19 protein-coding genes are annotated in these 20,762 nt (G+C 67.7%); 9 read left to right on the plus strand and 10 right to left on the minus strand.

Translation table 11 applies throughout. The features are described from left to right. Positions 1 to 3: 3 nt before the first annotated feature. Positions 4 to 1,911 (minus strand): serine/threonine protein kinase, encoded by a 1,908-nt coding sequence (locus H6717_16495; GenBank protein ID MCB9578628.1) that lies wholly within the window; start codon positions 1,909 to 1,911, stop codon positions 4 to 6. A 114-nt stretch (positions 1,912 to 2,025) separates the two neighbouring features. Here H6717_16495 and H6717_16500 point away from each other — a divergent pair, with 114 nt between their 5' ends. Together H6717_16500 and H6717_16505 are read left to right on the plus strand one after the other, a co-directional pair. Then, a complete protein-coding gene (locus H6717_16500) occupies positions 2,026 to 3,210 on the plus strand; it encodes an aldo/keto reductase (protein MCB9578629.1) in 1,185 nt (394 codons plus the stop codon). Positions 3,211 to 3,226: 16 nt separating this feature from the next. After that, complete coding sequence (locus H6717_16505) at positions 3,227 to 6,136, plus strand: hypothetical protein (GenBank protein ID MCB9578630.1); 2,910 nt, start codon at positions 3,227 to 3,229, stop codon at positions 6,134 to 6,136. Position 6,137: 1 nt separating this feature from the next. Here H6717_16505 and H6717_16510 read toward each other — a convergent pair whose 3' ends face one another. The 3 genes from H6717_16510 to H6717_16520 all read right to left on the minus strand — a co-directional run bounded on the left by H6717_16510 (position 6,138) and on the right by H6717_16520 (position 9,054). Continuing rightward, a complete protein-coding gene (locus H6717_16510) occupies positions 6,138 to 7,211 on the minus strand; it encodes a DVUA0089 family protein (GenBank protein MCB9578631.1) in 1,074 nt (357 codons plus the stop codon). A gap of 162 nt (positions 7,212 to 7,373) precedes the next feature. After that, complete coding sequence (locus H6717_16515) at positions 7,374 to 8,153, minus strand: hypothetical protein (protein MCB9578632.1); 780 nt, start codon at positions 8,151 to 8,153, stop codon at positions 7,374 to 7,376. Positions 8,154 to 8,166: 13 nt separating this feature from the next. Beyond that, on the minus strand, positions 8,167 to 9,054 hold the full coding sequence (locus H6717_16520) for an alpha/beta hydrolase (GenBank protein MCB9578633.1): 888 nt from the start codon (positions 9,052 to 9,054) through the stop codon (positions 8,167 to 8,169). A 216-nt stretch (positions 9,055 to 9,270) separates the two neighbouring features. Between H6717_16520 and H6717_16525 the strand changes: the two genes are divergently transcribed. Beyond that, positions 9,271 to 9,579, plus strand: a complete 309-nt coding sequence (locus H6717_16525; protein MCB9578634.1) for a hypothetical protein — start codon at positions 9,271 to 9,273, stop codon at positions 9,577 to 9,579. A gap of 297 nt (positions 9,580 to 9,876) precedes the next feature. Here H6717_16525 and H6717_16530 read toward each other — a convergent pair whose 3' ends face one another. Continuing rightward, positions 9,877 to 11,259, minus strand: coding sequence for a serine hydrolase (locus tag H6717_16530; GenBank protein MCB9578635.1), 1,383 nt, complete (start codon positions 11,257 to 11,259; stop codon positions 9,877 to 9,879). A 91-nt stretch (positions 11,260 to 11,350) separates the two neighbouring features. On the opposite strand from H6717_16530, the gene H6717_16535 reads away from it, so the two are divergent. From H6717_16535 to H6717_16545, 3 genes are read left to right on the plus strand one after another with little or no spacing between them, the layout of a single operon-like run. After that, positions 11,351 to 12,448, plus strand: coding sequence for a cytochrome-c peroxidase (locus tag H6717_16535; protein ID MCB9578636.1), 1,098 nt, complete (start codon positions 11,351 to 11,353; stop codon positions 12,446 to 12,448). Between the two features lie 33 nt (positions 12,449 to 12,481). Further along, positions 12,482 to 12,922: a hypothetical protein gene (locus H6717_16540; protein ID MCB9578637.1), complete on the plus strand. Its 441-nt coding sequence runs from the start codon at positions 12,482 to 12,484 to the stop codon at positions 12,920 to 12,922. Between the two features lie 35 nt (positions 12,923 to 12,957). Continuing rightward, positions 12,958 to 14,136 carry a deoxyhypusine synthase family protein gene (locus tag H6717_16545; protein MCB9578638.1) on the plus strand — a complete coding sequence of 393 codons (1,179 nt, stop codon included), beginning with the start codon at positions 12,958 to 12,960 and terminating at the stop codon, positions 14,134 to 14,136. Here H6717_16545 and H6717_16550 read toward each other — a convergent pair whose 3' ends face one another. Then, positions 14,137 to 14,415, minus strand: coding sequence for a hypothetical protein (locus H6717_16550; protein MCB9578639.1), 279 nt, complete (start codon positions 14,413 to 14,415; stop codon positions 14,137 to 14,139). Positions 14,416 to 14,570: 155 nt separating this feature from the next. Here H6717_16550 and H6717_16555 point away from each other — a divergent pair, with 155 nt between their 5' ends. Further along, the gene (locus tag H6717_16555) at positions 14,571 to 15,374 is read left to right on the plus strand and encodes a hypothetical protein (GenBank protein ID MCB9578640.1); all 804 of its coding nucleotides are present in this window, start codon (positions 14,571 to 14,573) and stop codon (positions 15,372 to 15,374) included. A 70-nt stretch (positions 15,375 to 15,444) separates the two neighbouring features. On the opposite strand, the gene H6717_16560 is transcribed toward H6717_16555, so the two are convergent. From H6717_16560 to H6717_16570, 3 genes are all read right to left on the minus strand, one after another. Next, complete coding sequence (locus H6717_16560; protein ID MCB9578641.1) at positions 15,445 to 16,404, minus strand: endonuclease/exonuclease/phosphatase family protein; 960 nt, start codon at positions 16,402 to 16,404, stop codon at positions 15,445 to 15,447. 113 nt (positions 16,405 to 16,517) lie between these two features. Beyond that, complete coding sequence (locus tag H6717_16565; GenBank protein ID MCB9578642.1) at positions 16,518 to 18,095, minus strand: DUF2088 domain-containing protein; 1,578 nt, start codon at positions 18,093 to 18,095, stop codon at positions 16,518 to 16,520. Continuing rightward, positions 18,092 to 18,760 (minus strand): HAD family hydrolase, encoded by a 669-nt coding sequence (locus tag H6717_16570; GenBank protein MCB9578643.1) that lies wholly within the window; start codon positions 18,758 to 18,760, stop codon positions 18,092 to 18,094. Before H6717_16570 ends, H6717_16565 begins: the two co-directional genes overlap by 4 nt. Before the next feature lie 174 nt (positions 18,761 to 18,934). Here H6717_16570 and H6717_16575 point away from each other — a divergent pair, with 174 nt between their 5' ends. Beyond that, a complete protein-coding gene (locus H6717_16575; GenBank protein ID MCB9578644.1) occupies positions 18,935 to 20,059 on the plus strand; it encodes an HRDC domain-containing protein in 1,125 nt (374 codons plus the stop codon). A 1-nt stretch (position 20,060) separates the two neighbouring features. Here H6717_16575 and H6717_16580 read toward each other — a convergent pair whose 3' ends face one another. Further along, positions 20,061 to 20,270, minus strand: a complete 210-nt coding sequence (locus H6717_16580; GenBank protein MCB9578645.1) for a hypothetical protein — start codon at positions 20,268 to 20,270, stop codon at positions 20,061 to 20,063. A gap of 102 nt (positions 20,271 to 20,372) precedes the next feature. Between H6717_16580 and apaG the strand changes: the two genes are divergently transcribed. Further along, positions 20,373 to 20,762 (plus strand): Co2+/Mg2+ efflux protein ApaG, encoded by a 390-nt coding sequence (apaG, locus tag H6717_16585; GenBank protein MCB9578646.1) that lies wholly within the window; start codon positions 20,373 to 20,375, stop codon positions 20,760 to 20,762.

Consider the following 20,762-nt stretch of genomic DNA (forward strand, 5'->3'; position numbering starts at 1 on the left):
CGTTCAGGCCCCACTGTCCGCGGGCAGAAGGTGCCGCAGGCGCCAGGCCTGAGCGAAGTTCCGCCGCTCTGCCAGCACCAAGCGTTCGACCCCGATGCCGACCAAGAGCTGCGTCACGACCACCTGTAGCAAGATGGCAGAGACCAGGAACGTGAGGGTGGGGACGGCCGGCAAGTAGGTAGCCGCCGGCAGAATGCGCATCTGGCCGTCGGCGAACGCGTAGCTCGCCGGCAACCAGCCAACGAGCTGAAGCCCCGCCGGCACGAAGACGCTGAGCACGCTGAGCAGGATCAAGAAACGGCGTGTCATTCGGTTTGCCCGAATACCCACCGCCGCAACGCTCGCGCTCGCCGAAGCCATGCCCGGCAACAGCACGAACGGCCCCAAGATCATGCTCACGAAGCCCACCACGACGAAGTTCAGCATCAGCCCTATGCGCATGTACCTCGGGTCGGCACGGCCGGTCTTCCCCATCCACAGCGAGTAGATCACCACCGCAGTAATGGCCACGTTGGACAAAAGCACCGGGGTCCAGTCGCGAATGCCCATCCACAGCACGATGGGCGTCAACAGGTACCAGCACATGTAGGCCAAGGCGGCGCGCTTCGCGTTCCGAGCGCGGTCCTGTCGCTCCACTTCCTTGAGCGCGGCTTCGGCGTCGGGCGGCAAGTCCGTTGGTGCTTCACTCACCCACTGCATCAACAGGCCCATCGCTGCGTCGTGGCTCGGGTCCAGCGCCAGCGCACGCGTGATCTCCCGCATCGCCCGGGCGCGCTTGGCGTCGGCATCCGGCTCCCCCCGGGCCGCTTCCGCAAGAGCGCGCTCGGCTTCGTCGATGTGCAGCGTGGCCGCCTTCTTGCGTTGCTCGGCGTCGCGCTCGCCATCCAGAAACGCCTCTATCGCGTCGTGCATCTCACGAGCGCTCTGGTAGCGATCCGTCGGCCACGGCGCCACCGCACGACGAACGATCTCCTCCAGCTCCGGCTCCACGTCCTGCTCCGGCGCCCGCTCCCGGGGCGACCGGGCGTTGCTGGCCAGCGTGTCCACCAACAGGTCTTGCAGCGTGTCGCCGCGATGCAGCGGTTCCAGCGCCAAGATCTCGAACAAGATCGCGCCCAGCGCGTACACGTCCGCCGCCGGCCCGATGTGATCCACCTCTCCGCGCACCTGCTCCGGCGCCATGTAACCCGGCGTGCCGATCAGCGCGCCCACCTCCGTGTTCGGCAGCGCTTCGGTCTCTCCGCTGATGGCCGGATCCGGGTCCAGCTCGAGCTCTGCTGCGCCTTGGATCTTCGCCACGCCCCAGTCCAAGACGTACACCTCGCCGAAGTCCCCGAGCATCACGTTGGCGGGCTTCAAGTCCCGGTGCACCACGCCGCGGCTGTGAGCAAACGCTATCGTCAGGCAAACGCGGCCGAGGGCGGAGAGCAGCTTTCGCCGCGTGTACTCTTCTCGGATCTCTTCGTCTCCGGCGCGAAGCCCCGAGAGGATCTGCTCGATGGTATGCCCCTTCACGCGCTTCATCGTGAAGTAGGTCTGGCCGTCTTCGGCCAAGCCGATGTCGTACACGGGCACCACGCTCGGATGCTCGAGCTGCCCTTGCACCCGCGCCTCACGCAGGAAGCGCGCGCGAGTGGCGGTGAAGGAACCGTGCCCCTTCTTGATCACCTTCATGGCGACTTCGCGACCGATGAAGGAATCGGAGCACAGGCGCACCTCGCCCATGCCACCTTGGCCCAACAGGCGATCCATCGAGTAGCGACGGCTGCCGTCCAGAGACGCGGGTGTGGGATCCACCACGCGTGGTTCGGAGTCGCTGGCTGCGACCAGGGTCTGGGCCAGCTCGGCGTCGCCCTGGGGCAGCCGCAGGGTACCGCTCGGGGCGCGGTTGGATTCGGGATCCGCAGGCATGCCCCATCGTAACTGCTCGCCCCAGCCTCCACGTAATGCCTTGTATATTTGTTGGTTTGTCGGTCCGCCGCGGAACCTCGGGGCGCGCGCGCACCGGATCGCTAGACTTCGGGCATGGCTGAGCACGATCTGTCCCGTCGCAACGTCCTGGCCCTCGGCGGCGCCGCTTCCGCGGTAGCACTGCTCGGCGAACGCCGCGCCGCCGCTGCCAAGAAGAGCCACCCGCAGGTCCCACGCCGGGTGCTGGGAAAGACCGGACAGAAGATCCCGATCCTGCTCGTCGGCGGCGGCGCCGGTTTCAAGGCCAAGCTCGATCCGCGCATCTCCGTCGCCCTGCGCCACGGGGTGGACTACATCGACACCGCGCGCAAGTACGCCGGGGGTCGCTCCGAACCGCGCGCCGCGGAAACTCTCAAACGCCTCGGTGCGCTCGACAAGACCTGGATCACCAGCAAGACCGGCCACTGGACGGCGGACGGCCTGGCCAAGGACGTCGACGCCACGCTGAAGAACATCGGTCGCTCCAAGGTGGATCTGTACTTCTTGCACGGCCTGGACGAGCTCGGACCCCTCGACGACAAGGCGCTCATCAAGACCGTGGAGCGTTTGAAGAAGGAGGGAAAGATCCGCTTCTTCGGCTTTTCGTGTCACGCCGGCAACGTGGTGGAGCTGCTGCACGCGGCCAGCAAGCGGAGCTTCGTGGACGCGGTGATGTTCCGCTACAACTTCCGCAAGTACGGCGACAAGGAGCTCCACCGTGCCATCGACGCAGCCCACAAGGCGAACGTCGGGCTCATCGCGATGAAGACGCAGGCCTCGGAGATCGGCCTGGAAGACGCAATCGCCAAGTTCGAGAAGACGGGCAAGTACAACAAGTACCAAGCCGCCCTCAAGGCCGTGTGGGCGGACCAACGCATCAGCGCCGCGGTCTCCCACATGGAGAACATCCGGCAGGTGAAGGAGAACATCGCCGCCGCGCTGGACAAGAAGAGCCTCACCCTGGGGGAGCACAAGGCGCTTCGCCGCTACGCCGAAGCGACGCGGCCGCACGCCTGTGACGGGTGCGATCACCACTGCGGTGCGGCGGCGGGTGCCGCCCTTCGGGTCGGCGATGCGCTTCGTTACCTGATGTACCACGACAGCTACGGCCAGAAGGCCGAGGCCCGCGCCCTGTACCGTGCGCTCCCCGCGGAGGCGCGGCGCCTCGAAGGCGCGGACCTCACCGCGGCCCGTCGCGCCTGCCCTCACGGCGTGGACGTGGAAGCGAAGCTGCTACGCGCGCGCCGCGTTCTCGGCTGATAACGTCGCTGGCAAGATGCCTCGTCGCCTTGCCGCCGCCGTCCTCACGCTCTCGCTCCAGGCCAGCGCCGAGCCCGTCCGGACCCTGGATCTGACCCAGGACTTCGGTGCCTCCCCCAGCAGCGTGAGCGAACGCCAGGCCGTGTACGACGAGCTCACCGTCGCCACCTGCCTGCAAGGGCTCGCCAACCGCAGCGCGCCGAACCTCTATCTCTTCTACGTGACCAGCGCCGTGAAGGCCGGCCTCGAGACCGACAAGCTGTGGTTCGATCGGCTCTCGGATCCCGCCATCGGCGGCGGGATCTTGGACGGCCGCAGCGTGGAACCGCTCTCGGATCTCGACGCGGCCATCACCGCCTACACACCGTTGATCTCCGGCCTCGCCGTGTGGGACCCGAAGGTCCCGGCGACGGTGAACGCGGCCTTCGCCGCGGCGGGTGCCGACGACTTGCTGGTCGTGTCGTACAGCAGCGATCCAGAGAGCTGGTACCAAAAGCTCTCGGCCCAGTTCGACACCAAGATCTCGCTGGTCACGCCCGCGGGCGGTTCGGTGTTCCTCGACAACCAGGGCAGCGAAAGCGTCTTCGGCACCAATCGCCAAACGTCCCAGAGCGCCAAGGCCGACGCGTACGTTTGGGCGCTCGAGAACTACCTGAAGCCGGGCAAGCTGCAACCGCTGGAGCTCGGCTTCATGCTCGACGGCTTCTGGGTGGAAAACCCCACCGACTACAAGGGCAACCCGCAGCCCACGAGCCAGCTGCAGATCACGAACCGCGACTTCCTGGTCGCCCGCCGCGGCATGCCCTTCGATCTGTCGCCTTGGAGCGACGTGGCAGCGACGGACGCCCCTGGGCAGCCCCCGGGGACCGACCCGGCCATCTTGAAGGAGATCGTCTCCGCCGCACGGGACCAGGCGCCGCCGGACGTGATCACCGTACGCGGCTTCTTCGGTTGGCAGTTCAAGTACACCACGCTGCAAGGCCTGCCGGCGGGCCACGAGCCCGTGGCCGGAGAGTGGAAGAGCGTGCAGGTCGTTTCTCCCTGGGCCGTGGGGCTCGACGCCGACGCTCCCGGCGTGGCGACGCTGGCCAACGCCTCGTTCCACCAGCACGTACCGCTGCCGGAGGTGGTCCCACCGCAGCCCCGCCCCACGGCGGAAGATCTGATCGGCGCGGGCTTCCTCCACGGCCTGGCCCAGAACGGCGGCTTCGAAGACGGCAGCGCCGGCTGGACGCTGCACGCGACCAATCACGTCGTGTACACCGACGACGCGCCAGGACCTCCCAAGGCGCACTCCGGCCTGCGCTATCTCGAGTGCAACACTTCCGCCATCGGCGACGACAGCGCGGACAACATCTACCGCGACGGCCCGGCGGCTTCGCCCGGCCAGCGGGTGACCCTGCGCGCCTTCGTGCGGGCGCCGGCCGCTCCGGTGGACGGCGAGCTCGTGATCTGGGGCCTCGGCGGCAGCACGGAGCAGGTCGTCACCAAATTCACCGCTGGTACTGCGTGGAGCGAGGTGCGCGCCACGCTGAACGTGAAGAACCCAGGCCACACCTCGACTCGGGGCCAGCTCTACCTGCGCACCGAGGGCGCGAACCTCGACGTAGACGACGTCGCTTTCTACGCGGGCGCCCCCGAGACGGCAGCGGTGGAGCCGGCCAACTACGTGCTCTGGTTCGTGGGGGATTACGACGGCGCTTCTTGGCTGGCGTCCTTCACGCCCGTGGTGTGGGACGCCCCGGGGCGCGGCGTGGTGCCTTTCGCCTGGGATTTTTCCGGGCATCTGGCCTCGCGCTTCCCGCCGCTCTTCCGCCACGTGATCGCGACGCGCACGGCGCGCGACTTCTTCATCGGCGCGGACAGCGGCCCGGGCTACGGCAACCCCAGCCTGATGAACGCGGAGCGCCGGGAGATCTGGGCGAACGCCGGCATGCGGGCCCAGCGCGTGCTCGACGCCTCCAGCACCTGGGTGCTCAATCCGCTGGATTCGATCGACGCCACCGGCCTCTCTGCCGTCACGCCCTTCGCCGGCGACGGCATCGTGCTCATCGGCCCCACGAGCCTATCGCTACCGGCGCTGGTGGACCACGCCCCCGTGCTCACCCTCGGCAGCGCCGGCGGCGACGACGCGAACGCGGTGGAGAGCTCCGTCGCCGGCCAGCTCTCGCCGCCGTCGTCGCCCCAGTTCTCCGCTTACCGCACGGTGCTGAAGCCGACCGCCGCGCTCACCACGGGCTCACGCCAGGTGGTGCTCAATCACGCTGCCCTCGCTGCGCGCTTCGTGGATCCGTATGCGTTCTTCTATCTCTTGAAGCGACAGCTCGGCGGCGCCATCGAAAAGCGCGCCAGCTATCTGAACGTGGCAGTGCCGAGCCCCGAGCCCGGCGCGCCGAGCACGCTCGCCCTCAGCGTGCGGAACGACGGCTGGGACACCTGGAAAGTCGGCAAATTCCGCCTGGGCGCTCACCTCGCGGACACGCCGCCGCGGGTGCGAACGCTGCCCAGCCAATCCGGCGGCTATCCCATCCGCGTGGAGCTGCCGAAGGACGTCGGCCCGGGGGAGAGCGTCGCCCTCGACGTGCCGCTACCCGCCCTCGACCTCGGTCAGAAGAAGACCGTGCAGCTCGACATGGTGGAAGAGGGCGTCGCATGGTTCGAAAGCGCGGGCGACATCCCGCTGCAGCTCACCGTGGAACCCCACGCAGCGCCGAACGTCGACGGCGGCTCGGCGGGCAGCCCCGGAACCGACGGCGGCGCTGGCGCCAGCGGCAGTAGCGGAGGGGCGAGCGGGGGCGGCGCGCGTCCCTCCGCGGGCGAGGACGACGGCGGCTGCGGCTGCCGCACCACCAGCAGCCGCTCGCTGTCGCTCTTCGCGTGGCTCGCCCTCGGAGCCCTCGCCGCCCTACTCCGCAGACGCCGTTGACTCACTGGCACTTCGGAATCGTGCCCGTGAACATGTCGTCGGTCTCGGTCTCGAACCAGACCAAGAACACACCGTTCTGAGAGGCGTTCCATTCGTCGAAGACCGGCGAGCTCTTGGTCGGCTCGTGCCACACGTCGTACGCGGACTGGTTCTCCGCCTTCCAGCCGTACACGTAGAACATGTCCGACAGCACGGAGTCCGCGAGGCTTCCGAGCAGCGTCGGCAGCGCCGCGCCGTCTCCGCCATGACACAGCCCGAAGTCCAGCAATAGCCCCAGCGGCGCAGCCTGCAGCAGCTGAGCCTGGGTGATGGCGAGCACGTCGGCGCGCGCCGCCTGTTTCGCCAGATCGTGGAGCTCGCTCAAAAGCGCGCTGCCGCTCTTGCTGGAGATGACGATGCTGTCCGGAAACGTCGGGAGGCCCGCAGCAGACAGCTGGGCGTTGAAACGGCTCAAGGGCTGCTCGTCGGCCTCGTCCAACAGCGGCACGCTCACGCTCACGGTGCCGGTGCCCACTGGATCTGGTGTTCCCACTCCCTCTGCGTCCGGACCGCCGGTACCGTTGGGCCACTCGCACACGCCGTCTTGGCAGCCCATGTTCAGCCCGAAGTCACCCCGGGCGGACTTGCTGAAGGCCTTCACCAGGATTCGGTACTTGCCGGGTTCCAGATCTTGCTCGATGCGCGACCACAGCGACCCCTTGCGCGACGGATCGTCGTCGTTGCGACGCAGGTAGTGTCCCCAACCGTTGTCGCCTTGCTTGAACAGATAGAGCACGGTGTCCACCTCGGGTCCCGTGGTGCCGCTGAACAGATCCGTGTGGATCACGACGTGCTCGCTCTTGCCCAGCTCGAACGTGTACGCATGTCCCCTCACCTCTTGCGTGAAGCTCAGCCCCACCTCGTGCAGGTCCTGGATGGGCGTGGAGTGCTCGATGACTCCGGCAGCACTGTCGGTCTTTCCATCGACGGGCGGGTTGGACTCCGCGCCCTTGCCCGGCGATCCGGTGATGGGCTCCGCGCCGTTCGAGCACGCAACCAGCAGAACCGCAGCGGCCAGAATGCTTCGTGATGACATGAGCGCCTCCTCGTTGCTCAGAGGCTAAGGCGGCCTTGTCTTACACCAACTTACATCTGCGTACTTTCGACGAATCCTGAGCAATGACCTGTGGTTCCGCGGCGAACCGACATGCGGATGCTCTTGGGGCAGGAGGGTGTTGGTCCGCCGCGGAAACCGCCCTCAGAGTCCGGAGAGGAGCCACTCGATGGACTCGCGCAGGCGCTCGCTGCTCTCGGCGTCGAAGTAGTGACCCACGGGGCCCATGCTGAAGTAGCGCGCGTCCACGCCCTGGCGCGCGAGGGTGCGGGCGCCGGCCTGGAGCTTGGCCGTGGTGCGATCGCGGCCGCCGGAAACGAGCGCGATGCGGGTGATCCCGGCGCGCGTCAGCTGCGCGGCGCTGGGCACAACGGACGCGTTCACGATCATCAAGCGCTGCCAGCGACCAGGCTCGCGCAGCGTCATGCGCAGCGCGGCCGGCGCACCCAGGGAGTAGCCGATGAGCGCGCGGCGCTCGAGGTCGACGCCCTCGGGAAGCCCGCCGATGGCCGTGCCGATCTGCCCTTCGATGCGCGTGTCGCTGCCGGTCCACATCGCGCCGCCGCCCTGGCAGGGCGTGGGGCCGGGCGGGCACAGGAGCCAGGCGGCATCTGCGGCGGGGCGAAACACCGGGCACTCCCACTCGGGTAGCGCGCACATGCCGTGCAGGAACACGACCAGCGGCGCTCCGGGCGTCGGGGTGGCCGGCGGATGCAGCCAGGTGCCCGCAGGCTCCGGCAGCGTGGCAAACACGGCCGGCGGTGGCGGCGCGGCGTCGTGGGCATCGGCTTCGGCGTCCGCGGCGTGCGCGTCTTCCGTCGCCGCGTCCAGCACCTCACGCACACCGGCATCCACCACGGGCGGCGCCGGTGACGCCGCCCGCGGCGGTGGCTCCCGCGTGCACCCGGCCAAGAGCAGCAGCACTGCGAACCAGGGCCTACCCACTCGCGACCCAGTCCGCGCCGAACACGCGGGCAAAGAAGCGCTCCAGCGCGGCGTTCAGCTCCGCGGGGTATTCGAGCGGCGTGTAGTGGGTGCCGCGCTCGAAGGTCACGTACTCCGCGTGCGGGATGCGCTCTCGCAAGCGCTGCATCACGCCGGGCGGTGTGGCCACGTCCTTTGCCCCCGCGGTGATCAGCGTGGGCACTTTCACGTGCGAGAGCACCGGCGCCGCGGAGTGCTCGTCCAGCGCCAGCAAGATGGCCAGGTAGTTACCGAGATCCACCCGGGCCAGCTCGCGCGTGACCGCCGTCACGAACTCCGCGTTGGCGGTGCTCGTCCGAGTCACATCCATGAAGCGCCCCACCGCGCCGCTGGCCAAGAGTCGCCGCGTGAGCGGCATGAGCAGCGGAGATGCCCGCACGCCGGTGCGCAGCACGGCCTTCAAGAGCGGCGTGGTCGCATTCGAGCCGTAGGCCGTGGACAGCACGTGCTCGTAGGCGCCGTTGATCAGCGTGAGCGCCTTTACCTGCTGCTTGCGCCGCGCGAAGAGCTCGAGCCCCACCTGCACGCCCATGCTCCAGCTGCCGGTGACGAAGGGCTCGTCCCAGCCGAGACCATCGAGCACCGCCAGCGCGTCTTCCACGTGATACTCGAAGGCCAGCCGCTCTCGCGGCGGCGAATCGGAGTCGAAGCAGCCCCGCTGGTCCCAGGTCACGATCGTCATGCGATCGGCGAAGGCTTCGAAAATGTGCTTCCAGCACAAGAGCGGCGTACCCATCCCGGGCACCAACAGCCAACGGTGCGGTCCGCTGCCCACCTTGTGCGCGCGAATGCGAACGCCATCCGGCGCCCGCACGTCGAAAGACTCCGCCTTGGGAGACACGGATAGAGAGCATAGCTCAAGCTCGCGCACCTAGACCCATTGTTCACCTGGGTTGACCACCTCCGATGCCACTCCGGCGAGAGCCACGGACGGATGCGCCGCCGTGACCGCGCGCCGTTCGAGGGCGGGCCAAGCGGTCCGAAGATCTGAAGCTGTGACGATGCGAGACGAGTGCGAAGCGGACGACAGAATTCGACACCGAGAATGCGATTTCAGTTGACGAGCTTTCGGACGCTCCGCGCTCCCATTTCGCCGATCTCGTTCGCACAACGCCTGCGCTACGCACGTACGCCCAATGGGCGCGCGTTCGAAACGAAATCGATTCGCCTTCGTCAGCGAAGGCATTCAGACGCTGAGGACACCGAGGCGCGGGAGAAGCAAGACAAGCTCCTGTTGGCCCTCACGAGCCAAGGGTTCAAAAAGGCCGAAGCCAAGAAGGCGACGGAGAAGCTCGCTGGAGAAGCCCGCATCCTCTCGCTGGAAGAGCTGCTTCGTCGTGCACTGGGGCTGCTCGTTCCGCGATAGGCGGCCTGCGCGCGCCGGCTGATTCCGCGCCGAACCGACAAGCTGCCCGGTGGGAAGAATCGTCGCTGGGCCGCCGCTTGGCTTCCCGATCGAGCTGCATGGACGGCGAGGTGGCGCCAGCGGCAACCGACATGACCGATCGCTCTTGCCACTCGAGGCGCGAGGCGACGACAACGGGTGCGCCGCCGCCGGGCGGGTTCATGCGTATGTCGATGCCGTCCGTGCGCCGGCGCGCGATTCGATACTCCTGTCGGAGTGGCGGTTCTGCGAGCGACAGACCGAGACGCAAACGTTGCGTCACCTCACCGGGCGCATCAGGTCCAGCACCCGTGCGGGAAAGTCCGGGAAGTTCTTCTCCACCACGGCTTTGTCCTTGGCGTCCTTGGGCATGCGGCGCATGCGCACCGCCACCAGCCGGTACCGCGGTACCACGACCACGAACTGCCCCAAGGTGCCCTCGGAGTAGACCCCGACGATGGGCCCGAAGGACCAGTGCACGTCCGGCAGCTTCTGCTCGTAGAGAGTGTCGTTCCACTCCTTCAGCGTGGGGTCGCCGAAGCGCTCGCGGAGCGCCGCCACCAGCGCGACGGTGCTGTCGTAGCTCTTGCCGGAGAGCGGGCGCACCTTTTCGATGAACGCTTCCCCCACGCCGCCGGCGCGCCATTCTTCGAACAGCTCTTCGTCCAGGGTGCGCTTGGACCACTCCGGCAAGAGCCACCACATCATGCCCAGGCGCCGGTTCTTGGGCTGCACCGCCGCGAGCTCTGCGGTGCTCCGTCGGATCCAGTCGGCGCTCACCACGCGCTGGCCGTCGACCTCGCCTTCGCCCAGCACCAGCTCGCCGATCTTGGCCAGGTCCCGAGGCAGAAGGTGGAGCCCCGCCAAGCCGTGCACCTGGCCGGTCTTGTCCTTGCTCCACCAGTAGCTCTCAATTCCCAGCGGCCGCAGCAGGCAGCGGGCCACGACCTTCTCGGTGGGCTCGCCCGCGGCCTTGGCGATCACCCCTGCGAGTAGGTTGGCGCCGCGGTTCGAGTACTCGAAATGCGTCCCCGGCGGGTTCACCTGCGGGGACGACAGCGTGAGCCCCACGAAGCTCTTGCTACGATAGATGACGCCGGTGCCCTTGCCTTCGTCGATGCCGGAGCTGTGGGTCAGCAGGTGGCGTACGGTGATGCCCTGGTGCTCGCCCTTGTGCCACTCGGGGTAGAAGCGGCCGACAGGGTCATCCACGGCGAGCTTCTTTTCGTCCACCAAACAGCCCACCGTCAAAGACAGCACGCTCTTGGTGATGCTCATCGTCTGAATGGGGTCTTTACGCCGCGAATACCACTCGTCGCGGACCACCTTACCGTCGTGGATCACGACCAGTGCGGCGGAGTCCGTCGCGCGCGCGTCGGCGGCGAGGACATCGAGGGCCGCGGGATCGAAGGCGAGCTCCGGCGGCGGCGCGTCCCCGGCGGCATCGGCGGGGCCCGCGTCCACAGCGGGCCTCGCGCTCGCCAGGGGCGCGGGCGGCGGCTCGGGCGGCGGGCTCTTCGGCTTCGGCTCGCTCCGCTCGCAGCCGACAGCGAGCGCCACGACGAGCGCGAGGGTCGATAGCCGCGGCAACGCCATGGCGGAGTCTTCGCACTGCTCGAAGCATTGCTCAAGCGCAGTGACCCCGGTGGGCGCATTTGCCATGCGTCCGCACGCGCGGACACGGCGTCTGAGCGCCCCGGCATCCGTCATGCGCGGTGCGACGCTCGCGTCAGAAATGGCTAAGAAGGCGCCCATGACGCGCCAAAACCTCCTCATTCTCAGCGTATGCGGCGCCGCGCTGCTCGCGGCCTGCAAGGAAGAAAAGAAGCCGGAGCCGGCAGCAACGACATCGGCCGCCGCCGCGCCCAGCGCGGCCCCCGCACCGGCACAGCTCTCACCCAGTGACGTCAGTGCCTTCGGCGCGCTGCCCAAGGAGATGACGTCCGAGAAGAACCCGATCACCGAGCCCAAAGTGGAGCTCGGGCGCATGCTCTACTACGACGCGCGCTTCTCCAAGAACCAGGACATCTCCTGCAACAGCTGCCACGACCTGGAGAAGTTCGGCGTGGACGGCAAGCCCGTGAGCGAAGGCCACAAGGGACAAAAGGGCGGACGCAACGGGCCTACGGTCTACAACGCTGCGGGTCAGTTCGTTCAGTTCTGGGATGGCCGCGCCGCGGACGTGGAAGAACAAGCCAAGGGTCCCGTGACCAACCCCGTCGAGATGGCCATGCCCGCGGACAAGGACGTGCTGGCGGTCATCAATTCCATTCCGGAGTACGTGGACGCGTTCAAGAAGGCATTCCCGGACGACAAGACCGCGGTGAGCTTCGACAACTTCGGCAAGGCCATCGGTGCCTTCGAGCGCAAGCTGGTCACACCTTCCCGCTGGGACAAGTTCATCGGCGGAGACGCGAGCGCGCTCACGGACGAAGAGAAGCGCGGTGCGAAGCTGTTCATGGACACCGGCTGCACCACATGCCACGCAGGTCCCTACGTGGGCGGCCAGATGTATCAGAAGGCCGGTTTGGTAAAGCCCTGGCCCAATCAGAAGGACCAGGGCCGCTTCGAGGTCACCAAGAACGACAGCGACAAGATGATGTTCAAGGTGCCCGTCCTGCGTAACATCGCGAAGACCGGCCCCTACTTCCACGACGCCTCGGCCACCACGCTGGAGCAGGCGGTCACCATCATGGCCGACCACCAGCTCGGCAAGCGCCTCGAGGAGGCCCAGGTGAAGGACATCGTCGCCTTCCTGAACGCCCTCACCGGGGACGTGCCCAGCGACCTCATCAAGAAGCCCGAGCTGCCCAAGTCCACGGCCAAGACGCCCAAACCCAACCCCAACTGAAAGCTCCCGAGGGCGGCCGGCGTTGTCCCTTCCATGAAGGGATGGATCTGGCTGGTCGCTCTCGCCCCTTGTCTCGCGGTCCCGGTGGCTCAGGCGAGCCCCGCGCCCATCGCCACGTCGACCCCCGCCCGCGCTCAGCGAGTGGAGGTGGAGTGGCAGGGCAGCTGGTGGCCGGCCGTGGTGGTGCGCACCCGGGGCACGATGACCCGCGTCCACTACGTGGGCTGGGGCCCCGAGTGGGACGAGTGGGCGCCCCCGAGCCGCGTTCGCTCCGCCGCCGTCCGCCCTCCGCTGCACAACCCGAGCCGCGGCCAGCGGGTCGAGGTCGAGTGGCACGGCAGCTGGTGGCCTGGAGAAGTGCTGCACAGCCGAGCCGGGCTCACCAAGATCCACTACCTGGGCTGGGGCTCGGAGTGGGACGAGTGGGTGGAGGCGCCCCGCCTGCGAGCGCCGCATCCCTCCACCCAGAGGTAGCGCTGGCGCGGAAAACCCCGCCATACTCGCGGCCCATGACTCATCCCGTCCGCCAGAAGCTGGCGCGCTCGAGAACCGTCCATCCGTCCGCGATCCGTGGCAACGAGCGCCCCGCGGAGATCATCGCCGACAAGTTCCCCGCCTACGCCGGTCGCAACCTGCGCGTCGCCTACGAGCTCATGCGCGCGACGGTAGAGCAAGGCGCCGCTACGTTCCTCACGCTTTCCGGCGCCATGACTCCGGCGGGCCTGCACGCCTCGAGCATCATTCCGTTGATCGAGCGCGGTCTCATCGACGTGATCACGACCACCGGCGCGAACCTGTACCACGACGCACACCGCGTGATCGGTCACGCCGTCCACGAAATCGACCCCAACTCCGGGGACCTGGCGATGCGCAAGGCGCGCATCATCCGCATCTACGACCTGGCGTTTCCGGAAGAGGCGCTGCTCGACTCCGATCGCCTGTTCTCGGCCATCATTTCCAAGCCCAAGTTCCAGAAGCGCATGACCACGCCGGAGTTCCATCGGCTGTTGGGCGAGGAAATGGCCGCGCTGGAAGACGCCCTGGGCGTCACGGAACCCTCGCTGCTCTCCACCGCCTATCGCCACGACGTGCCCATCTTCGTGGGCGCCGTGCAAGACGGCTCGATCTTCCTGAACGTGGTGAAGCTCAAGGCGCTCTTGGGCGACGCTTTTTCGTGCGAGATCGATCCCATCGCCGACGTGTTCGAGATGGCAGCCGTGCAGCACTACGCCGAAAAGAAGCTCGGCAAGAAGCTCGCCGTGTGGATGTTCGGCGGGGGCGTACCCAAGAACTACACGCTGCAGGGCGAACCCTTGCTGTCGCAGATCTTCGACGTGCCCACGCCGGGTTTCGACATCGACGTCCAGATCTGCGTGGACGTCAGCGACAACGGCGCGCTGTCCGGCGCCACCGCCGCAGAAGGCCACACCTGGGGCAAGACCAGCGCCGAGAGCGTGGAGAAGGGCAGCGTGTACTGCCGCGCCGACGTCACCCTCGCGGTGCCCTGGCTCACCTATGCGCTGCTCTCGGATCCGAAGATGAAGAAACGCGGGCTTCGTCTCGGCAAGAAGCTCCGCGAAGCGAACCAGATGCTGCAAGACGCGGTGAAGCGCCGTCAAAAGAAGCTCGAGAAGAGCCTCACCTTCGCCGGCGTGAACGCCCCGGCTCCGCGCAAGCGGAAGCGCTGACTACTCGATGATGTCGGCGTCTTGCGCGAGCTTGCCAGCGAGCTCGCGCAGCGCCTCGGGGGACCAGGTGGCCGCCCGCGGCACGTGGGCGATGAGATAGTTCGCGATCCGCTCGCCGCGGTCCCGCCCGGGAAAGGGGCGCAGGTCGATGCGCTGCGGCCGCGCCGTGGTCCCCAGGCGCTTGGGCCGCTGGCGCTGCTCCGCGTGGTGGGCGAGCTCTCGCTCGGTGTCGGTGCTTCCGGGGTAGGCGCTCAGCTCGGCGCAGGTCAACGTCACCATGGTCTGCTGCGGATAGCGGCTCGGCGGCCCCGAGACCAAGTTTTCGGCCCCGACGCGCCCGTCCGGAAGTGGCACGCCGGGTTGGCACACTTTGGGCGAAAACGCCGGGAATTCCCCGCGGGAGAGCCGGCACGCGGGTTGCTGATGAAAGGGCCATGACTCGCTCCGCCTTCGCCCCCGGTCTCATCATCGCTTCCGCTGCTCTGGTCGCCGCCTGCGGCGGCTCCGCCACCAGTGACGGCAACACCGGCGGCAACGGCGCCTCGGCAGGCACGGGCGGCAGCGGCGCCGTCGGCGGCAGCGGCGCCGTCGGTGGCAGCGGCGCCGTCGGTGGCAGCGGCGCCGTCGGCGGCACCGGAGCGACGGGAGGCATGGCCGGCACCGGAGGCCTGAGCTGCGACGGCTACGAAGATCAAAACTCCGGCGACACCGTCACCTTCCGCCTGATCAACAAGCGCTCCACCCCGATCTACCTCGGCGGCGGCAACAGCTGCGGTCCCGCTCAGTTGTTCTCCCTCGAAGGCCCGAGCGGCCCCGTGGCGCTGTCCGCCAGCGGCTGCGGCAACACCTGTCAGCTGCTGCAGAAGCAAGGCGATTGGTGCCCCGACGCCTGCATGCTCCCGAGCACCGTCATGATCATGCCCGGCGGCCACTTCGACACCGGCTGGGCTGCCTTCGACTATCCGCTGCGGAACATGCCCAACGCCTGCTACTACGAGCCCCAGTACGCACCGCCCACCTGCTCCCAACGCGTGACGGCGGCGCCGGGCACCTACGCCGTGAGTGTCACGGCGATGACCGAGCTCGTGTGTCTCGACGTCGGCATCTGTCCCTGCGTCCCGGACGCCACGGGCTCGTGTGAGCTCCCCTACGGGGGCACGCCGTCGGGAGACGAGCTGAGCGCGTCGGTGAAGTTCGACTTCGTGGGCACCCAGCTGGTCGAGGTCACGTTCCAGTAGCTCCCGTTGCATGGGTTTGTCGGGGCAGCGCGGTAACTTCGTTTCCGCGGCGGACCGACAAGAAAACGGCTCAGGGCGAGAGCGCGAAGTCGGCAGTGACGGCAGCGTGGTCCGACGCGGCCAGGCCCCAGCCGCTCGGGTCGTGCACGACCTTCGCGCTGCTCGGGACGTAGGCCCCTTGGGCGGAGGTGGCGAGGTACACGTGGTCGATGGCTTCGCCGTGACCGTTCCACTGGTAGGTGTACTGCTCCGCCAGGGGCAGATCGCTCGCCGCGCGGAGCAGCACGTTGCCGCTCTCCAGCGCGCTGATCGGCGGCGAGCCGGGCGTGTCGTTGAGATCCCCGGCCAACACCACGACGGCGTCCGGGAACTCCTGGGTCGACGCGACCACGATGTCGTGCGCCGCCTGCGCCTCCGCCAGGCGGCGGCCGGGGTCGTCGTTGTTCTTGGAGCGGAAGTGGGCCGCGAAAGCGATCACGCGACGTCCGCCGATCTGTTGATGCACCTCCAAGAACTCCCGGGAGAAGGTCGTCGACGAGCCGTCGGGCCGCTTGAGCGGCATGTCCCGATGCTTGCGCGCTTCGAGCAGCTTTCCTTTGCCGAACACCGCCACGTCCATCGACCCGGGCGCTCCGGTCTCCACGAACACCGTCGTCGGATACAGATCCTTCAAGCGCGACGACAGCGCTTCCATGGACACCTGCGTCTCGAGCTCCTGCAGTGAGATCACGTCCGCGTCGAGCGAGCGGATGGCGTTTGCGATGGCCTCCGCGCGGGAATCGAACGCCGTCTGCGAAGGAGCCTGCTCGAAATCTCCCGGGCCGCAGCTGCCGGAGTCACACGTCGGGTCGAAAAAGAGATGCACGTTGAAGGTCGCCACCCGGAGCGTGGTTGCCGCGCTTTGCCCGTCCGTTCCCGCGTCCGAGCTCGCGGCGGCGTCCTGGGGCGGAGCACCGGTACGGCCACTGCTGGGCGCCGGTTGGCAGGCTTGAGCCAGCAGCAAGGAGAGCAGCAGCAGAGTAGACCGCATCACCGTAACCGTAGCGCACTCGACAAGGCGGCGACGAAATCTCTCAGTGCAGCCCATTTCTGGCGGTCGGCGCGGAGCCGCTTGGTTCCGCGGCGAACCAACATACTCTTCATTCAGCGGATCTCGCCCATGACGATGGGCGGGACGTGCAGCAGCGTGACGTCCAGCGTGCGGGCCTCTCCGGCGCGGGCGCGGTAGAGCGCGTCGTCCATGCTGGGCGCTGTTTCCCAGCCGAGGAGCTTCGGCATGTACTCGTTGTCGGCGCCGACGACGATCACGCGGCCCGCGTGCTGGCGCCCATTCTCGCCCCAGTACCACATGTAGAACGGGTGGGCCGGGTGGTAGGCGTGCCCGGTGCGGAACATGTGAATGAACGCCGGGTCGCTCGCCATCTTGCGCTCGTAGCGCTTGTGGAGCTCCACCGCGTCCCGCGTTTCCGGCAATAGGCGGTGCACGAAGTCGATGTAGGGCGCGTGCTGCTCGTGGTCGAACTTGTCCGAGCACGGGTGCAGGAGCACGATGGTACCGCCCTTTTTCAACAGCGGCTTGCCCCGGTACATGTTGAACAAGTAGCCCTGGGCCAGCACGCTCACGAGCAGCGGATTGAGGAACGCATGCACGTTGTAGGGGCTGATGTACGGAATCGGCAGCACCAGCACGTCGGCCTGCGCATCTACCGGCACCACGTACTGGTCGAAGCACTTTTCCAGAGTCTTCGCGTGCACGGCTTCGGTTTCGCCGGCCCACACACCGGTCATGCCGTAGGGCGCGGGAAACTTGTCGAACAGGGCCTGGCGCGCCGCTTGGGGCAGCCGCGCGGTGGACGCCACCAGGCCCTTGAGCAGCAAGCGCTCGCGGCCGTCGAGGTCGTCCTCGTTCTTGGCCAAGAACTCGAGCGGGCGATCGAACATGCGGTTATTGAGCGTGGTCTCCACCGTGAACACGTTGAGGGCGGCATTGGCCACGCGCCCCATGCGGGTGAGGCGACACGACAGCTCGCTCCGTTCCGGATCCATGTAGCTGTCGCAGGCCCGAATCGTCTCCGGGTTGTGGTGGTGCGACAGGCTCCGATAGCTGGTGAGGCCGCACATCAGCGACTTGTGCCCGCCGTTCATGGGAACGAAGGTCGTGTTCACGTACACGATCAGATCGCTCTCGGCCGCGCGGCGGTTCATCTCCACGACCTCGCCTTGGTCCGTGGTGCCGATCACGGCGAGGTTATCGCGGTCCTCCGCGTCGTGGTTGTACAGGCGATCCGGCCAGTAGGCGTCGAAGATACGATCCCCCACCATGTGGCGGACTTCCGCAGCCTTCATGCGACGGTGAATGCCCGTGGCGATGATGATCTCGACGTCTTCCACGCCGTGGTCCGCCAGCATCTCGAGCACCACCGTGAGCACGCGCTCGCGGTTGTCCGGGCGGCGCATGGGCGGCAGCGGCAGGCTGAGGTCGTCCACCGCGATGGTGACCTTCATCCCCGGGCGCAGCTTCGCGTACAGCGGCTCCGAGCCCTCGGGGTGGTTGATGGCGTAGCGGATCGCGGCGTCCGGATCCCGAAGCGGCATCACCGGCGGCTTGGGATAGATGCAGCGCGTGCCGACGGGCAGATCGATCTCGACCAGGCGGTCGCCGGAGAACACGGTTCGCGGAGCGCTGTCGCGCTCCAACGTGACGAGACACGGATGGGTCATGCTGAGGCTCTGAGATCGAAGCTCGGCCAGCTATAGGCCTTGGCGAGCAGGCGCAGGCGCGGGTCGGGATTGACCGCGGCCGGGTGGCCCACCACGCTGAGCATCGGAAGATCCGAGTAGCTGTCGCTGAAGGCGTAGCACTCGTCGAGATCGTGGCCGTTTTCGCGGGCGTGCTCTCGAATCAAGCGCGCCTTCTCGGGCCCCGCCACCACGGGCTTGAGCAGCTTCCCGGTGGCGATGCCCGCTTTCAGCTCCAAGCGATTGGCGATGATCTCCTGGGCTCCCAGGTGGTCCGCCAAGCGCCGCACCAGAAAATCCAACGCGCCCGAAATGAGCACCACGGTGTGCCCGCGGTCCAGGTTCGTGCGCACCAGCTCTTTGGCGGACGGAAAGACCGCAGGCCGGATCACGTCATCGAACACCTCGTCCGAGAGCAGCACCAGCCGGTCCTCGCTCATGCCCGCGTAGGACGCATACAGAAGCTCGTTGAAGGTGCGGCGGTCGGCCATTTCCGCCAACCCCATGGCCGGCGCGCGCAGAAGGGCGCGACCAATGCTCAGGGCCGTCTGCACCGGAGTGCCCTGGTTCTTGAGATAGAACAGCGTGGGATGCACCAGGTTGGTGCTGATCAGCGTCCCATCGACGTCGAAATAGCTCGCCGACACGCGCGATCCGGTCGCTCGGAGCGGCTCCGCTGTCAAGAGGCGTGAGTGACGCGCCGCGTGGGATCCGCGGCGAACCAACAAAAGCCAGCTCGGCAGCCTGCGTTTCGCTGGCGCGAAACGGAAAGCTCGCGTCTCCTACACGGTAGCGCCCCGGTTCTGGTCTACGCTGGGCGGATGCATTTGATCGACAGCCGAGCGGAGCTGGACCGCGTGGTGCGAGAGCTGGAGGAAGGCTCCACGTTCTATCTGGACACCGAGTTCGAGGCCACACGGGAGGGGACCACGTTGTGCGTGATGCAGCTCTCGAGCGGCGGCAGCATCCACTTGATCGACGCCCTGCGTCTGTCGGACCTTGCTCCCCTCACCCGCGCCCTGGGCAAAGCCGACGCGGAGTGGGTGCTGCACGCGGGGCAGCAAGACGTACCCCTGCTCGTGGATCGCCTGAAGCTCGAGACGCCGCCGCGACTGTTCGACACCCAGGTGGCCTGGGGTCTCACCAGCGCGGAGCCCAGCGTGTCCCTCGCCTATCTGCAGTTTCGCATGCTCGGCCTGCGCAGCGGCAAGGCGCACCAGGCGGACGACTGGAAGCGGCGGCCGCTGCCGGATTCCCAGCTCGCCTATGCCGCCTCCGACATCGAGCACCTGCCCGAGATGCACGCCGAGCTGAGAAGGAAGCTCGAGAGCCTCGGTCGCCTCGACATCGTGCGGGAAGCGAGCGCGGATCTCACTTGGCCTTCCAGCGATCCGCCGGAGCCCATCGCCCTGGAAGACTTCCGGAACGCCTGGCAATTGGACGTGCACAGCCAAGCCGCGCTCCGTTTCTTGATCACGTGGCACAACGAGCTTTCGCCCCGAGAGCGGCGCTTCGCGCCGGAGCAAAAGACGCTGCTCAGCATCGCGGCGCGCTTGCCCGAGAGCGGCGCCGACCTCGCGCGCATCAAGGGCGTTCCACGGCGTTGGGCGCAGGAGCAAGGCGAGCGTCTGGTGGGCCGCTTGATGCGCGCCACGGCCGAAGCCGACGGCTCGCGCTTCGTGCCCATCGACCCACCGCCCTATGCCACCTTCGAGGAGATCCGCATCGACGCCTGGCTCGCGTTCCTACGGGCGGAAGTTTGTACCGCGCTCACCGTCGCTCCGGAGCTGGCGCTTCCCGGCCGCGTGCTGAAGAAGCTCCGCCGCGCGCTGCTCGAGCACGAGAGCTTCGACGCCGCCGTGAACGCCACTCTCGGCGGCTGGCGCCACCGGCTGCTTGCCGAAGCGATGGCGAAGGTGGCCGCGCGGGAGCCGCCGCCCGCTTGATTCAGTGATCCGTCGCGGCGTCGCGCAGGCCGGCGTCCATCTTGCGGCCGCGACCCGCGAGCTTGTTCGTTGCGATCTTGAAGGGGAGCTTCACCCCTCCGGCCCGTGGGGGTGGAGGCGCTTCGGTCGCCTGCGCCGCGGCGCCTTTCCGACCCTCCGCGCCTTCGTCGTCCCTGCTACAGCCGGCGAGCACGACGACCGCCGCGACCATTCCCCATGCGAGAGCACGCAACATCGCGGGGAGTTTGCGCCAAGACCGAGCGGCGGGCAACGCCGGTTCCCTCGCGCGCGTCCCTGTTCTAAGGAGTAGACCGTGCCCCAATCCGAAGCCACGACCCGCGGGGTCCGCGTCCACGTCAGCTCCGAGTACTCGCCGGCTCACTCCGAGCCTTCACGCCGCGAGTGGTTCTTCCTGTACACCGTCACCATCGGCAACGAAGGGGACCGCACGGTGCAGCTGCTTCAGCGGCATTGGGTGATCACCGACGCCACCGGTCACATCGAGGAGGTGCGGGGACCCGGCGTCGTGGGGCAGCAGCCCGTGCTGCGTCCGGGCGAAAGCTTCGAGTACACCTCCGGCTGCCCGCTGAAGACGCCGTTCGGATCCATGCACGGCAGCTACCAGATGCTGCTCGACGGCGGCGAGCTGTTCGAAGCCGAGATCGCGTCCTTCGCGCTTTCGGAGCCGAGCACGGAGCACTGA

It is taken from the genome of Polyangiaceae bacterium, assembly GCA_020633235.1.
In the GTDB taxonomy this organism is placed as follows: Bacteria; Myxococcota_A; Polyangia; order Polyangiales; family Polyangiaceae; genus JACKEA01.

What these genes read in the sequence shown, in the direction of transcription:
- H6717_16535 (MCB9578636.1), top strand. Translation starts at nt 11,351, where the DNA reads ATGACGCGCCAAAACCTCCTCATTCTCAGCGTATGCGGCGCCGCGCTG.
- H6717_16495 (MCB9578628.1), bottom strand. Translation starts at nt 1,911, where the DNA reads ATGCCTGCGGATCCCGAATCCAACCGCGCCCCGAGCGGTACCCTGCGG.
- H6717_16545 (MCB9578638.1), top strand. Translation starts at nt 12,958, where the DNA reads ATGACTCATCCCGTCCGCCAGAAGCTGGCGCGCTCGAGAACCGTCCAT.
- H6717_16505 (MCB9578630.1), top strand. Translation starts at nt 3,227, where the DNA reads ATGCCTCGTCGCCTTGCCGCCGCCGTCCTCACGCTCTCGCTCCAGGCC.
- H6717_16565 (MCB9578642.1), bottom strand. Translation starts at nt 18,095, where the DNA reads ATGACCCATCCGTGTCTCGTCACGTTGGAGCGCGACAGCGCTCCGCGA.
- H6717_16540 (MCB9578637.1), top strand. Translation starts at nt 12,482, where the DNA reads ATGAAGGGATGGATCTGGCTGGTCGCTCTCGCCCCTTGTCTCGCGGTC.
- H6717_16530 (MCB9578635.1), bottom strand. Translation starts at nt 11,259, where the DNA reads ATGGCAAATGCGCCCACCGGGGTCACTGCGCTTGAGCAATGCTTCGAG.
- H6717_16560 (MCB9578641.1), bottom strand. Translation starts at nt 16,404, where the DNA reads ATGCGGTCTACTCTGCTGCTGCTCTCCTTGCTGCTGGCTCAAGCCTGC.
- H6717_16550 (MCB9578639.1), bottom strand. Translation starts at nt 14,415, where the DNA reads ATGGTGACGTTGACCTGCGCCGAGCTGAGCGCCTACCCCGGAAGCACC.
- H6717_16580 (MCB9578645.1), bottom strand. Translation starts at nt 20,270, where the DNA reads ATGGTCGCGGCGGTCGTCGTGCTCGCCGGCTGTAGCAGGGACGACGAA.
- H6717_16500 (MCB9578629.1), top strand. Translation starts at nt 2,026, where the DNA reads ATGGCTGAGCACGATCTGTCCCGTCGCAACGTCCTGGCCCTCGGCGGC.
- H6717_16575 (MCB9578644.1), top strand. Translation starts at nt 18,935, where the DNA reads ATGCATTTGATCGACAGCCGAGCGGAGCTGGACCGCGTGGTGCGAGAG.
- H6717_16555 (MCB9578640.1), top strand. Translation starts at nt 14,571, where the DNA reads ATGACTCGCTCCGCCTTCGCCCCCGGTCTCATCATCGCTTCCGCTGCT.
- H6717_16510 (MCB9578631.1), bottom strand. Translation starts at nt 7,211, where the DNA reads ATGTCATCACGAAGCATTCTGGCCGCTGCGGTTCTGCTGGTTGCGTGC.